Below are 14,017 nucleotides of genomic sequence, written 5' to 3'. Positions count from 1 at the left end.
CCTTCCGCGACGCAGGGTGAGCACATGCCAGATACCCCCCGGCACAACCTTCCGGCAGAGCCCAACCGGTTCGTCGGCCGCGAGCGCGACCTCGACGACCTGCACGCCCTGTTCGGCGAGACGCGGGTGGTCACGCTGTGCGGGGTCGGCGGCATCGGCAAGACCCGGCTGGCCCTCCAGGTGGCGGCCGGGATGGTGCGGTCGTACCCGGACGGGCTGTGGCTGGTGGAGCTGGCCAGGCTGAGCCGTGCCGAGCTGGTCGAGCAGGAGGTGGCGCGCGTGCTCGGCCTGTGCGAGGAGAGCGCCAGGCCGCTGCTCGACACGATGACGGCGCGGCTGCGCGACCAGCGCTGCCTGCTGCTGCTCGACAACTGCGAGCACCTGGTCGACAAGTGCGCGGAGCTGGCCGCCGCACTGGTCGCGGGCTGCCCGTGGCTGCGCATCCTGGCCACCAGCCGCGAGCCGCTGCGCATCGCCAGCGAGCTGATCTGGCGGGTGCCGCCGCTCGACCTGCCCGACCCGGCCACGCCCGCCGCCGAGTCCGTGCAGCTGTTCATGGACCGGGCGGCGGCGGCGGGCACCAGACTGGGGCCGGAGAGCCTGCCCGACGTGGTGCGGCTGTGCCGGGCGCTCGACGGGCTGCCGCTGGCGCTGGAGCTGGCCGCGGCCCGTACGAGCCTGCTGAGCCCCGGCCAGATCGCCGACCGCATCGACGACCGGTTCTCGCTGCTGACCACCGGCGGCCGTACCGCTCCGCCCCGCCAGCGCACGCTGCTGGCGGCCGTCGAGTGGAGCTACGACCTGCTCTCGGCCAAGGAGCAGGTGCTGTTGCGGCGGTTGTCGGTGTTCGCCGGTGATTTCGACCTCGACCTGGCCGAGCAGGTGTGCACCGAGCGGCCCATCCCCGAGGGCGAGATCGTCGACCTGCTCGGCGGGCTGGTGGACAAGTCGCTCGTGCTGTGCGACGAGAGCCGCAGGCGCTACTGGCTGCTGGAGACCATCAAGCGATACGCCGTGGAGCGGCTCGAACAGGCCGGCGAGCGGGAGGTGCTGCGCCAGCGGCACCTCGACGTGCTGTGCGAGCTGCAGGAGCGGCACTTCACGGCCGAGATGGTGGCGCCCGGCGTGCCGTGGCAGGCGCGGCTGGACGCGCTGACCGCCAGCCGGGGCCTGCTCGACGACCAGCGGGTCGCCCTGGAGTGGGCGGTGGAGTCCGGCAACGTGCCGGCGGGCCTGCGGCTGTGCAGGACCAGCACGGGGCTGCTGCCGCTGGGCGGCAACGTGACGGAGATCGTCGGCTGGATCGAGCGGCTGCTCTCGCTCGGCTCGGACGGGGTGCCCGCCGACCAGGTGGCGCACGCCAAGGCGTACCTCGCGTACGGGCTGGAGGCGCGCGACGAGCTGAGCCGTTCGCTGGAGGTGGCAGAGGCGAGCCTGACCGCGATGTCGCCGGGCGACATGTTCCCGCGCTGCGTCATGCACAGCCTCGTCGTCATGGTGCTGCTGCGGATGGGCCGCACCGACGACGCGCTGCACCACGCGGAGGAGGGCCTGGCCCTGGCCACCCGCGCGGGCGACACCTGGAACCAGGCGACGGGGATGCTCGGGCTGTCGGCGGTGGCGCTGGTGCGCGGCCGGCTGCGGGAGGCGCAGCGGCACGGCGAGGAGGCGCTGGCGCGGGCGCGCGAGCACGGCCACCGCTGGCTGATGGCCAGGACGGCGGTGCAGCTCGGCTCGGTGGCCGAGGCGCGCGGCGACCTGGTGGCCGCCAGGTCCCAGTACGAGATGGCGGTGCCCTGGCTGAGCGAGCTGGGCGCCGACCCCGAGCTGACCCGGTGCCTGGCGCGGATCGGCAGGGTGGCGGCGATGCTGCACGAGTTCGGCGCCGCGCGCGAGCAACTGACCGCCAGCCTGGAGCTGGCGCGGGCCACCGGGCAGCGGCAGGGCGTGGCCCGCTGCCTGGTCGGGCTGTCGGTGCTGGCCGAGTGCGAGGGCGACCTGGACGGCGCGGTGCTGACCGCCGCGGCGGCGGCCGGGCTGCGCGAGTCGATCGGGCAGCATTCGGCCACGACCAGGATCGAGGAGCTGCTCGTGCGGGCCCGCACCAAGCTGGGCGAGGGGCGCACGACCTCGTTGTGGTCGCGCGGCCGGGCGATGAGCCCGGACGACGCCACCCGGCACGTGCTGGCGGGCGAGCGGCTCACGCCGAAGGCGCCGGTGGCGGCCGAGCCGGTCAAGCACTCGCTGCTGACCGCGCGCGAGCGGGAGATCGCCGGGCTGCTCACCCGCGGGCTGTCCAACCGGGCGATCGCCGAGGAGTTGGTGATCAGCCCGGCGACGGTGGCCCGGCACATCGCCAACATCATGGAGAAGCTCGGTTACACCTCACGGGCGCAGATCGCGGTGTGGGCCACCGAGCACCAGCAGAACATCCCGTGAGCACCGCCGAGTTCTGCATAGGGATCTGCATATTCCGCCCCATGTGTGCATGAGACGCCCTCCCTACGGTGGGCGACATGGATGAGCGCATCGTGATGGTGGACTCGGGCACGGGCCTGAAGCTCACCGAGGAGCAACTGGACGAGAGGTCCGCGGTCGCGACCGTCCAGTTGCGACGCAGAGGAGTGCGCGCTGGAGACACCGTGCTCATCTGTTTGCCCGTGGGGCCCGACCTGCTGGTGTCGACCAACGCGGTGATCGCGGCGGGCGGCGTCGTCTGGCCGCTGCCGCCCGATCTCGACACCGCCACGCTGCGGGACCGCATCCAGGAGAGCGGCGCGCGAGTGATGATCTCCAACGTCCGCCAGGCCCTCGACGCGGCCGAGGAGTCACGCGTGCGGATCGTCATGAGCGTCGCAGACCTGAGCGACTCACATTCGTATCCGACGGGTTGCTGACTCTGCACGCAAAGTGATCGCACGCAGGCCCGGTGAGAGGGAGACTTGGCTCGTAGGAGAGCCTCCCGCGACCGATCTGGGCCCCGACCATGACTGTGCAAGCCCCGCACAACCTTCCCGTAGAGCCCAACCGCTTCATCGGCCGCGAACGTGACGTCTCGGAGCTGAGCGCGCTGGTCCGCGCGGAACGTGTGATCACGCTGAGCGGTGTGGGCGGCATCGGCAAGACCCGGCTGGCGCTGCGCGTGGCGGCGCAGGCGCGGCCCTGGTTCGCCGACGGCGTGTGGCTGGTCGAGCTGGCCCGCATCGGCGATCCCGCCCTGGTGGAGATCGAGCTGGCGGGCGTGCTGGGCGTGCGCGACGAGATCCCCGGGCGGCTGCTCGACGGCCTGCGCCTGCGCCTGCGCGACGCCGGCACGCTGATCGTGCTGGACAACTGCGAGCACCTGGTGCAGCGCTGCGCAGAGCTGGTGGCCGCGCTCGTCGCCGAGTGTCCCGGCGTGCGCTTCCTGCTCACCAGCCGGGAGCCGCTGCGCATCCAGGGGGAGCTGGTCTGGCGGGTGCCGCCGCTGGAGCTGCCCGACGAGCGGCATCCCGACGCCGAGTCCGTGCTGCTGTTCGTGGAGCGGTCGCTGGCGGTCGGGGCGCGCGGGGTGACGGAGCGCATGCCCGACGTCGTACGCCTGTGCCGGGCGCTCGACGGCCTGCCGCTGGCCCTGGAGCTGGCGGCGGCCCGTACCAGCCTGCTGAGCCCCGGCCGCATCGCCGACCGGATCGGCGACCGGTTCACGCTGCTCACCAAGGGCCCCCGCACGGCTCCCGCCCGGCAGCGCACCCTGCTGGCCACGGTGGAGTGGAGCCACGACCTGCTCAGGCCCAAGGAGCGGGTGCTGCTGCGGCGGCTGTCGGTGTTCGCAGGGCTGTTCGACCTAGGGCTGGCCGAGCGGGTGTGCGCCGACGGCGGGATCGTGCGCAGGGCCGAGCTGCTCGACCTGCTCGGCGGCCTGGTGGACAAGTCGCTGGTCCTGCACCAGGGCGGCTCAGGCCGTTACCGCCTGCTGGAGACCATCCGCCAGTACGCCGCCGACCGTCTGGAGGAGGTGGGGGAGGACGTCAAGCTGCGTGACAGGCACCTGCTGGTGATGTGCGAGGAGCTGGAACGCTGCTACGAGGGCGGCTCGCTGGAGCCCCGGATGCCGTGGCCGCAGCGGTTCGCGTACTTCAGCAGGGGGCGCACGCTGCTGGAGGACTGCAGGATCGCGATCGACTGGGCGGTGGAGTCGCGGCAGCCGGTGGTCGGGCTGCGGCTGGCGCGGGCGGCGCTGGCGATCCTGGCCGTCCGCGGCGACCTGGGCGAGAGCGTCGGCTGGCACGAGCGGCTGCTCGCGCTGGACCTGGCCGAGGTGCCCGACCACGTCGTCGCGGTGGCGGCGGGCGCGCTGGCGTACGGGCTGGAGCTGGCCGACGAGCTGGTGCGGGCCGAGGAGCTGATCGTGCAGGGGGTGGAGGAGCAGAAGCGGCATCCGTACACGCACTGGCTGGGCATCACCTACAGCGTGGCGCTGACCGTGTTCTTCCGCACCGGGCAGACCGAGCGGGCGCTGCGGTACCTGGAGGAGCTGGAGGCGGCGGCGACCGCGCACGACGACCCGTTCAACCTGGCCACGGTGCGGATCGCCCAGCTCAACCTGGCGCTGTTCCAGGGGCGGCTGCGGCAGGCGCAGCGCTACGGCGAGGATGCGCTCGCGCTGGGCAGGGAGGCGAACCACCACTGGACGCAGGCCAGGGCGCTGACCCATCTCGGCGCGGTGGCCGAGGCGGCGGGCGACCTGGAGGCGGCCGTGTCGCATCACACCGGGGCGCTGCCGCTGCTGGAGGGCATGGACAACCAGGTCGAGCTGGCGCGCTGCCACGCCCAGCTCGGCCGGGTGGCCGCGCGGCTGGGTGACCACGTCGCGGCCAGGAAGCACGTGACCGCGGGCCTGGAGCTGAGCAGGAAGGCCGGGCAGCGCAGGGGCATCGTGCGGGCGCTGTCCGCGCTGTCGGCGCTGGCCCAGGCCCAGGGCGACCTGGAGGGCGCCGTGCTGGCCGGCGCGGCAGCCAGCGCGCTGCGCGAGTCGATCGGGCAGTTCGGCACGCCGAAGCGGGTGCGGGAGCTGCTGGCGCTGGCCCGCGCAGAGCTGGGTGAGGGCCGGGTGACGCTGCTGTGGGCCAGGGGCATGGAGTGGCCGCCCGACGAGGTGGCCAGGCGGGTGCTCGACAGCGAGGCGGGACAGGGGCCCGGCAGTGAGGCGGGGCGGATGCCCGGCAGTGAGGCGGGGCAGGGGCCGCTGCCCGCGGGCCTGGGGACGGGCCCGCGCTACGCCGGGCTGACGCCGAGGGAGCGCGAGATCGCCGTGCTGCTCACCAAGGGCCTGAGCAACCGGGCGATCGCCGCGGAGCTGGTGATCAGCTCGGCCACCGTGGCCCGGCACATCGCCAACATCATGGACAAGCTGGGCTTCGACGCCCGCTCGCAGATCGCGGTGTGGGCGGCCGAGCGCGGGATCGACGTGCAGCGGACATAACCTCATATCCATGCCTCTCGCGCCGAACTTCCCCGTCATGCTCAGAACCGAGGACGGGGTCCGCATCGATGCCGCGCACACGCCCTCCGCCCGCACGGACGTGGGGATCGTGATGGCGCACGGCTTCACCGGGTCCTGGCGGGACCGCACCGCCCGCCGCATCGTGCACGTGCTGAGCGGGTACGGCGGCGTGATCGCCTTCGACTTCCGCGGCCACGGCAGGTCCGGCGGCGAGACCACGGTGGGCGACCTGGAGATCCTCGACGTGGAGGCGGCGGTCAGGCACGCCCGCGTGATCGGCTACACCAAGGTCGTCGTCGTGGGGTTCTCGATGGGCGCGGCGGTGGCCGTGCGGCACGCGGGGCTGCGCGGCGGGGTGGACGCGGTGGTGGCCGTGAGCGGCCCCGCCCGCTGGTACTACCGGGGCACCAAGCCCATGCGGCAGGTGCACTGGGCCATCGAGCAGCCGTTCGGGCGGTGGGCGGCGCGGGTGGCCAAGCGCACGCGGATCGCGCGGGGGCAGTGGGACCCGATCCCGATGCCGCCGCACGAGGCCGCCGGGCTCATCTCGCCGGCGCCGCTGCTGATCGTGCACGGGGACGCGGACACGTTCTTCCCCCTTGATCACGCCCGGCAACTCTACGCCGGCGCCAGGGAGCCGAAGGAGCTCTGGGTCGAGCCGGGTTTCGGGCATGCGGAGTCGGCGGCGACCCCGGAATTGGTCCGCCGGATCGGCAAATGGATCTCTTCGAACTTTTCCTGAGTGAAACACGTCTACCTAGGGCGGATGGAAGGAAACCGCCGGGAGAAAGTCCCTGGGGAAGGAAACCGCCTAGGTGGTGGACGTGGGACATACTGCTGTAGTCGGGCGGTAGCCCAGCGTCGCGGGGGCGCGCTGGGTAACCATCCGCGAAGAGGGCCCCGCCGTGGGTGGCGGGGCCCTCTGCCTTTCGCGGGGGTTCAGCCGAGGCGGCTGATCGTCTTGTACTCCAGATAGCTGTTGAGGCCCTCGGGGCCCAGCTCGCGGCCGATGCCGCTGGCCTTGTAGCCGCCGAAGGGCGCGTTGGTCTCCAGCATGAAGCAGTTGACGCCGTACGTGCCCGTGCGCACCTGGCGGGCCACCTCCATGCCGTGGTCGGCGTCGGCCGTCCAGACCGTGCCCGCCAGGCCGTAGTCGCTGTCGTTGGCGATGCGGACGGCGTCGGCCTCGTCCTCGTACGGGATCACGGCCAGGACCGGGCCGAAGATCTCCTCGCGGGCGATGCGCATGTCGTTGCTGACGCCGGAGAAGACGGTGGGCGCGACGTACCAGCCCCTGTCGTAGGGCCGGTCGAGGCCGCCCACCACGATCTTGGCGCCTTCGTCCATGCCGAGCTTGATGTAGCTCTCCACCCGCTCCTGCTGGCGCTTGGCCACCAGCGGCCCGATGCCGGTCGTGGCGTCGGCGGGGTCGCCGACGGCCTGCGAGCCGACCATGCCGGCGATGGCGTCCACGACCTCGTCGTAGCGGTTGCGCGAGGCCAGGATGCGGGTCTGCGCCACGCACGCCTGGCCGTTGTTCATCAGGGAGGCCATGGACAGGAAGCCCATGCTGGCGGCCAGGTCGGCGTCGTCCAGGATGATCGCGGCCGACTTGCCGCCCAGCTCCAGGCTGACCCGCTTGAGCTGCTCGCCGCAGACGGCGGCGATGCGGCGGCCGGCCGCCGTCGAGCCGGTGAAGGCGACCTTGTCGACGCCCTTGTGCGAGACCAGGTGCTCGCCCACCTCGCGGCCCGCGACGACGATGTTGAGCACGCCGGCGGGCACGCCGGCCTCGGCCGCCCACTCGGCCAGCAGGTACGCGTCCAGCGGCGTCTCCGGAGCCGGCTTGAGCACGATCGTGCAGCCCGCCAGCAGCGCGGGCGCGACCTTGGTCATGGTGACGAACTGGGGGACGTTCCACGGCACCACGGCCGCCACGACGCCCACCGGCTCCCTGCGTACGGTGATCGGGCCGAACAGCCCCGGCCGCTGCTCCTCCTGCACGAACGTCTTGCCCAGCTCGGCGTAGTACTGCAGCATGCCGAGCGGCTGCGGCGCCTGCGCGAGGTTGGAGAAGGTGATCGGCGAGCCCATCTCCTCGGTGATGAGCTGGGCCATCTCGCCCTGCCGCTCGTTGTAGATGGCAGCCAGCCGGCCGATCACCTCGGCCCGCTCGGCGAACGTCATCCGCGGCCACGGCCCGTGGTCGAAGGCCTCCCTGGCGGCGGCGACCGCGCGCTCCATGTCCTCGGCCGTGCCGTCCGGCACGCGGCCGACGATCTCCTCCGTATGGGGGGAGATGACGTCGATCGTCCCGGTGCCCGCGGGGGCCACCCATTCGCCCCCGATGAACAGCTTGTCGTGCTGGCGCATGTCGTGAGCCTCCTGCTTGACCGAATGCTTGCTTGACTTCGGCATGTCCCAAGGCGACCGAATCATGTTCTGTCCGTGCACGCAAGAGGGCCGCGCCGCGCCGCCCACCGGATCGGACAAAGCTGTATAAATTTCACCAAAGGTGCAGCAGTTCGGTCGTTCACATGACAGAAATCAAGATCATCTTCTATAGTTTCGGTCCGTCTATGAGGGGAGGGGACGGGTGTGAGAATCTGGCGGCTCGCCGTTCTCGTCGCCGTACTCTCCGGGCTGCTCGGGCTGCCGGCCCCCTCGCCGGCCATGGCCGACCCCAGCCCCGCCGAGCTGCGCAAGCTCACCAAGCAGGCCGCCCGGCTGAACGAGCTCTACCGTGGCCAGATCCAGAGCCTGGAGGAGATCAGGGTCCAGGCCAAGAAGGCCACCGACACCTCCGGTGACCTGGAGGCGCAGCTCGCGGCGGCCCAGGCCGAGGTGAGCAGGATCGCCCAGACCTCCTACATGGTGGGGCCGCTCGACGGCACCCGGCTGCTGACGCCCAGCGGCGACCCGTACGCGATGCTGGGCGGCGCCGCCAACCTGGCGTACATGGCCAACGAGCGGACCCAGCGCGTCGAGAGCATCAAGAAGCTGATCGACAAGTCCGACGACGCCAAGGTCAACGCGAGCGAGAAGATCGAGAAGCTCCGCAAGGAGATCAAGGCGCTGCAGAACAAGAAGGACGACATCCAGAAGCTGCTGCAGAAGTACGGCTTCCAGCAGCCCGGCGGCGCCGAGGGCCTGACCCCGCGCATGATCAATGTGCGCGCGGAGATCATGGCCAACTTCCCCATGAAGTACGGTGTCGGCTGCCTGCGCCCCGGCGACCCCGGCGAGCACGGCAAGGGCCGGGCCTGCGACTTCATGATGTCGAGCGGCGGCAGGATGGCCGGCGGCTCCGACGCGGCCAACGGCGACGCGCTGGCCGCCTGGCTGATCGCGAACGGCCCCCGGCTGGGCGTCATGTACATCATCTGGAAGCAGCGGTACTACGACATCCGGTCAGGCGGCGGCTGGGACCCGATGTCGGACCGCGGCGGGGTGACCGCCAACCACTACGACCACGTTCACGTGTCGGTGTTCTGACCCTTCAGGAACTCCGCGAACCAGTGGTAGGAGCGCTTCGGCGTGCGGCGCTGCGTCTCGAAGTCGACGTGCACCAGGCCGAAGCGCTGGTCGTAGCCCTCGGCCCACTCGAAGTTGTCCAGCAGCGACCAGACGAAGTAGCCGCGCACGTCCACGCCTTCTGCCATGGCCCGGCGCATGGCCGCGATGTGCCGGTCGAGGAAGTCGACGCGGGCCGCGTCGTCGATCGTGCCGTCGGCGGCCGGGACGTCCTCCTGCGAGCAGCCGTTCTCGGTGATCAGGATCGGCGGGAGGGCGGCGCCGTACCTGGCCTTGAGGCCCGTGAGCAGCTCGCGCAGGCCGTCGGGGACCACCGGCCAGCCGAAGGCGGTGGTGGGGAAGCCGGTGACGCCCGCGTCGTCGAACGGGAGCCCGTCGCCGGTCGGGGCGGCGATGCGGGTGGGGTTGTAGTAGTTGACGCCGAGGGCGTCCAGCGGGGCGGCGATGGTCTTCAGGTCGCCGTCGCGGACGAAGTCGAGCGCGGGCGTGTAAGCCGACAGGTCCGGATACTCCCCGCGCAGCACGGGGTCGTTGAACAGGCGGTTGTGCAGCACGTCGTAGGCGTCGGCGGCGCGCACGTCCGGCTCCTCCCGCGAGGCGGGCCAGACGGGGGTGCAGTTGTTCGTGAGCGCCACCTGGCGGGCGCCCGCCGACCTCAGGGCCTGGACGGCGAGGCCGTGGGCGAGGAGCTGGTGGTGGGCGGCGGGCAGGGCGCCGGTCATGAGCGTCCGGCCGGGTGCGTGCAGGCCCATGGCGTAGCCGTAGGCCATGTGCACGAACGGTTCGTTCAGCGTGATCCACAGCGGGACGCGGTCGGCCAGCCGCCCGGCGACCACGGCGGCGTAGTCGGCGAAGAGCGCGCAGACGTCGCGGTCGAGCCAGCCGCCGCGCTCCTCCAGCGCCTGGGGCAGGTCCCAGTGGAACAGCGTCGGCACCGGCTGGATCCCGGCCGCGAGCAGCGCGTCCACCAGCCGGTCGTAGAAGTCGAGGCCGGGCGCGTTCACCTGGCCCGAGCCCTGGGGCAGCACGCGGGGCCAGGCGATCGAGAAGCGGTAGGCGTTCACGCCGAGCCCCGCCATCAGGGCGACGTCCTCCGGCCAGCGGTGGTAGTGGTCGCACGCCACGTCCCCGGTCTGCCCGCCCTTGGTACGGCCGGGCTCGTGGGAGAAGGTGTCCCAGACGGACGCGCCCCTGCCGTCCTCGCCGGTGGCGCCCTCGATCTGGTAGGCCGCCGTCGCCGTGCCCCACAAGAACATTCCCGCCTCCTACGCGAGGGTGGCTCATGTTATCTGAGGTCAAAGACTCTGACTCATGACGGCGGGAATGCGCAAGGATGGAGGCATGACCAGTACCCTGCGCCGCCGACCCGCTCAGCGCCGGAGCGTCGAGCGCGTGGAGCGCATGCTCGACGAGTGCGCGCTCCTGCTCGACGAGGTCGGCTACGAGGCGCTGACCACGAAGGAGGTCGCGCGCCGGGCCGAGGTGCCCATCGGCACCTTCTACCAGTTCTTCCACGACAAGCAGGGGCTGGTGCGGGCGCTGGCGCGGCGCAACCTGGAGGCGTTCCTGCAGCGGATCATCGAGCTGATCCCCGCCGCCTCTCTCTCCCACTGGACCGACCTCGTCGATCTGGCCATCGACGAGTTCGTGGACATGAAGCGCACCACCCCCGGCTTCGCCGTCGTGGACTTCGGCGAGGTGCTCGGCGCCCCGGGCGACGACGGCAAGCGGGCGCTCGACGAGACGCAGGAGAACAACGTCGTCGTGGCCGAGCGCCTGCGCGCCCTGTCGATGGAACTGCTCGACGCCCCCGTCGGCCCCGGGCTCGACCGGGCGCTGCTGGTGGCGGTGGAGGCCACCGACGCCGTGCTCAAGCTGGCCTTCCGGGCCGACCCCGACGGCGACCCCCAGCTGATCGCCGAGTGCAAGCAACTGGTCCGCCGCTACCTGGCCGACCACCTGCCCTAGCGGTCAGGCGGCGGCGTCCATGCGCTCGCGCAGCTCGGCGTCCAGCTTGAGGTCCGCCGCCCCGATCGCCTCTTCGAGCTGCTCCAGCGTGGAGACGCCGACGATCGGCACGATCCCGCCCGCCATCAGCCAGGCCAGCACGACCTGGTTCGGCGTCGCGCCCAGCTCGCCGGCGACCTCGTGCAGGACGGCCAGGCGGCGCGTGGTGCCCGGGTGGTGGTAGATCTCGGGGAGCGGCCGGTCCGCCCGCGTGTAGGCGCCGAACATCAGCGTGTTGTACGCCCACAGCGTCAGGTCCGGCTCGGCGGCCAGGTAGCCGAGCAGGTCGTCCGACACCAGCCGGTGTCCCGACTCGGGCAGCTTCGTGTCCGGGCGCGGCCGCAGGTAGGTGTGGCGCTGCTGGACGTGGGTGTAGGGGATCCAGCCGCGCGCCGCCGAGACGTTCCTGGCCCGCTCCAGCCGCCAGGCGGGCATGTTGCTGGCGCCGATGGCCCGCACCTTGCCGGCCTGCGCCAGCTCCTCGAACGCCCCCAGAGTCTCCTCGAACGGGACGGAACGATCCTCGATGTGCGACCAATACACATCGATGTAGTCCGTCCGCAACCTCGTGAGGCTGCCCTCCGCACCCTTGGCGACGGCCGCGGCCGACAGGCCCTCCGCCGAGTCGAGGGTGAGGTCGCCGGGGACCGTGGGGCGGGCGCCGACCTTCGTGCTGATCACGACCTCGTCCCGGTTGCCCCGGGCGGCCAGCCATGCGCCGACGGTCAGCTCGCTCTCGTCGCCCGTGCGGCCCTCCACCCAGAAGGGGTAGTTGTTGGCCGTGTCGATCCTGGTTCCGCCGGCCTCCACGAACCGGTCCAGGATGGCGAAGGTCGTGCCCACGTCCACGGCGGTGCCGAACGGGATCGTGCCCAGTGCGATGTTCATGGCGCAGACTCTGGGACCTGGAGCGCACTCCATGTCAAACCGGTTGACCTGGAGTGGGCTCCAGGTGAGATTCTTGGCTCTTGTGAGCGTGTACACACCTGCTGAGGTCGTCGAGGAGACCGGCTTCAGCATCGACACCCTGCGCTACTACGAGAAGATCGGCCTGCTGGAGCGCGTCGACCGCAACGCGGCCGGGCAGCGCAGGTTCAGCCAGGAGGACATCGGCTGGCTCGGCATGGTGCGCTGCCTGCGCGACACGGGCATGCCCATCGCCACGATGTTGCGCTTCGCCGAGCTGGTGCGTGCCGGCGACCACACGGTCCCCGACCGCATCAGGCTGCTGGAGGAGCACGACCGGCAGGTCCAGGCCCAGATCGCCAACCTCGCCGAACGCCAGAGCTACATCCATCACAAGATTTCCTACTACCGCAGCCTCCTCTAGCCCGGCCTTTGCGGCCCGGTTGCTACATCTCGATCCATGGCTGGATCGAGGGGGAGGTGGCTCGACGTCCCGCTGAGCCGGGTCGCGAAGCTGTGCGCCGCGATGCTGTTCACCCTGCTCGCGCACGTCACGCTCATCCAGGCGTTCGGCTCGCACGCGCTCAACGCCGACCGCAGGAACGAGCGGACGCTGATCGACAGGTACGGCCGGCCGCGCGGCGACATCCGCACCTACGACGGCACCCCCATCGCCGTGAGCAGGCTCAACGCCGGCGGCCCTTATCGGTACCGGCGCGTCTACCCGAGGGGCGAGGAGTACGCCGCCCTCACCGGTCACGTCTCGCTGCACCGCTCGACCGGCATCGAGCAGGCGCAGGAGGCCGTGCTGTCGGGCGAGGACCCCAAGGTCAAGGTCAGGTCGCTGGTCGGGGACGGCGCCGTCGAGGGTGCCGACGTGCGGCTGACGATCCGCGACCGGGTGCAGCGGGCGGCACACCAGGGGCTGCGGACGGCGGGTATCCCGGGAGCGGTCGTGGCCCTCGACCCGGCGACCGGGGCCGTGCTGGGGCTGGCCACGTACCCGACGTACGACCCGAACGCGCTGACCACCTTCGACCGGGAGCTGCTGGCGCGGACGGCGCGGCAGCTCAGGCAGGCGCCCGCCCAGCCGCTGCTCAACCGGGCGCTCAACCAGCTCTATCCGCCCGGCTCAACGTTCAAGCTGGTCACCGCGGCGGCGGCGCTGGCCTCCGGCGAGTACACGCCGTCCGGGGCCGTGCACGCGCCCGCCCGGCTGCGGCTGCCGGGGGCGCCCGCGTACCTGGAGGCCGGGCGGTGCGGGAACGGGCGGCCGACGCTCGCCTACGCCTTCCAGGCGTCCTGCGACACGGCCTTCGCGGCCATCGGGCTGCAACTCGGGCAGGACCTGCTGCGGGACCAGGCGGAGGCGTTCGGGTTCAACGCCGGGCAGTTGCGGATCCCGCTGCTCGCCACGCCGAGCCGGTACCCGTCCGTCGTGGACCGGACGCAGATGGCGCTGGCGGCCGTCGGGCACCACGACAACCGGGTGACGCCCCTGATGGTGGCGATGTTGTCGGCGGCCGTGGCGAACAACGGGGTGTTGATGCGGCCTTACCTGGTGGCGGAGGTGCGGCTGCCGGACGGGGCGGTGATGAGCCGGGCCGCGCCCGTGCCGTACAGGACCGCCGTGCCGCCGATGCTGGCGCGGTACCTGGCGGCCATGATGACGGCCGTCTCGCCCGCCTCGGGGACGGGGGCCGTGCTGCCCGGGGTGCGGATGGCGGCCAAGACCGCCGCGTCGGAGGCGGTGCCGGGGGAGAACGCCGTGATCACGGCGTTCGCGCCCGCGGAGGCGCCCGAGGTGGCCGTGGGAGTGGTGCTGGAGCGGCCTGGGCGGCGGGTGAACGCGGTGGCCACCATCGCGCGGGCCGTCATCGAGGCGGCCCTGCACTGACGCTCTTCAGCGATAGGCGGTGGCCTGGAGGGTGTAGAGGTCGGCGTAGAGGCCGTCGAGGGCCATGAGGGTGGCGTGGTCGCCCTGTTCGGTGACCTTGCCGTGGTCCAGGACGTAGATGCGGTCGGCGTAGCGGACGCTGGCCAGGCGGTGGGTGATGAGCAGGACGGTGCGGCCGTCGGCGTGGT

General features: G+C 71.9%; 12 protein-coding genes. 8 read left to right on the top strand and 4 right to left on the bottom strand.

Annotated features, from left to right (window positions below; all coding sequences use genetic code 11):
- Window positions 1-24: 24 nt before the first annotated feature.
- The 4 genes from FXF51_RS23500 (at window position 25) to FXF51_RS23485 (ending at window position 6,227) form a co-directional block, all read left to right on the top strand.
- Window positions 25-2,439, top strand: a complete 2,415-nt coding sequence (locus FXF51_RS23500; RefSeq protein ID WP_148436774.1) for a tetratricopeptide repeat protein — start codon at window positions 25-27, stop codon at window positions 2,437-2,439.
- A 77-nt stretch (window positions 2,440-2,516) separates the two neighbouring features.
- Window positions 2,517-2,897, top strand: coding sequence for an AMP-binding protein (locus FXF51_RS23495; protein WP_148436772.1), 381 nt, complete (start codon window positions 2,517-2,519; stop codon window positions 2,895-2,897).
- A gap of 89 nt (window positions 2,898-2,986) precedes the next feature.
- On the top strand, window positions 2,987-5,464 hold the full coding sequence (locus tag FXF51_RS23490; RefSeq protein WP_148436770.1) for a LuxR C-terminal-related transcriptional regulator: 2,478 nt from the start codon (window positions 2,987-2,989) through the stop codon (window positions 5,462-5,464).
- A 10-nt stretch (window positions 5,465-5,474) separates the two neighbouring features.
- The gene (locus FXF51_RS23485) at window positions 5,475-6,227 is read left to right on the top strand and encodes an alpha/beta hydrolase (RefSeq protein WP_262379783.1); all 753 of its coding nucleotides are present in this window, start codon (window positions 5,475-5,477) and stop codon (window positions 6,225-6,227) included.
- A gap of 197 nt (window positions 6,228-6,424) precedes the next feature.
- Here the strand turns inward: FXF51_RS23485 and FXF51_RS23480 are convergent, their stop codons facing one another.
- Window positions 6,425-7,858, bottom strand: a complete 1,434-nt coding sequence (locus FXF51_RS23480) for an aldehyde dehydrogenase (protein WP_148437015.1) — start codon at window positions 7,856-7,858, stop codon at window positions 6,425-6,427.
- Window positions 7,859-8,083: 225 nt separating this feature from the next.
- Here FXF51_RS23480 and FXF51_RS23475 point away from each other — a divergent pair, with 225 nt between their 5' ends.
- On the top strand, window positions 8,084-8,980 hold the full coding sequence (locus tag FXF51_RS23475; RefSeq protein WP_148436768.1) for a coiled-coil domain-containing protein: 897 nt from the start codon (window positions 8,084-8,086) through the stop codon (window positions 8,978-8,980).
- Here the strand turns inward: FXF51_RS23475 and FXF51_RS23470 are convergent.
- Complete coding sequence (locus FXF51_RS23470) at window positions 8,962-10,275, bottom strand: GH1 family beta-glucosidase (RefSeq protein ID WP_148436766.1); 1,314 nt, start codon at window positions 10,273-10,275, stop codon at window positions 8,962-8,964. The genes FXF51_RS23475 and FXF51_RS23470 overlap by 19 nt on opposite strands.
- Before the next feature lie 85 nt (window positions 10,276-10,360).
- Here FXF51_RS23470 and FXF51_RS23465 point away from each other — a divergent pair, with 85 nt between their 5' ends.
- The gene (locus tag FXF51_RS23465) at window positions 10,361-10,987 is read left to right on the top strand and encodes a TetR/AcrR family transcriptional regulator (RefSeq protein WP_148436764.1); all 627 of its coding nucleotides are present in this window, start codon (window positions 10,361-10,363) and stop codon (window positions 10,985-10,987) included.
- Between the two features lie 3 nt (window positions 10,988-10,990).
- On the opposite strand, the gene FXF51_RS23460 is transcribed toward FXF51_RS23465, so the two are convergent.
- The gene (locus FXF51_RS23460) at window positions 10,991-11,914 is read right to left on the bottom strand and encodes an aldo/keto reductase (RefSeq protein WP_148436763.1); all 924 of its coding nucleotides are present in this window, start codon (window positions 11,912-11,914) and stop codon (window positions 10,991-10,993) included.
- 82 nt (window positions 11,915-11,996) lie between these two features.
- Here FXF51_RS23460 and FXF51_RS23455 point away from each other — a divergent pair, with 82 nt between their 5' ends.
- Window positions 11,997-12,356 (top strand): MerR family transcriptional regulator, encoded by a 360-nt coding sequence (locus tag FXF51_RS23455; RefSeq protein ID WP_262379807.1) that lies wholly within the window; start codon window positions 11,997-11,999, stop codon window positions 12,354-12,356.
- Window positions 12,357-12,392: 36 nt separating this feature from the next.
- The gene (locus tag FXF51_RS23450; protein WP_148436761.1) at window positions 12,393-13,829 is read left to right on the top strand and encodes a penicillin-binding transpeptidase domain-containing protein; all 1,437 of its coding nucleotides are present in this window, start codon (window positions 12,393-12,395) and stop codon (window positions 13,827-13,829) included.
- Window positions 13,830-13,835: 6 nt separating this feature from the next.
- Here FXF51_RS23450 and FXF51_RS23445 read toward each other — a convergent pair.
- Window positions 13,836-14,017, bottom strand: a 182-nt coding sequence (locus FXF51_RS23445) for a hypothetical protein (RefSeq protein WP_148436759.1), incomplete at its 5' end; no start/stop codon positions are given.

Origin of the sequence: Nonomuraea sp. PA05 (assembly GCF_008086045.1) — a bacterium.
In the GTDB taxonomy this organism is placed as follows: domain Bacteria; phylum Actinomycetota; class Actinomycetes; order Streptosporangiales; family Streptosporangiaceae; genus Nonomuraea; species Nonomuraea monospora.
The sequence above is the reverse complement of the archived record's forward strand: the minus strand, read 5'-3'. Positions and strand labels throughout refer to the sequence as shown.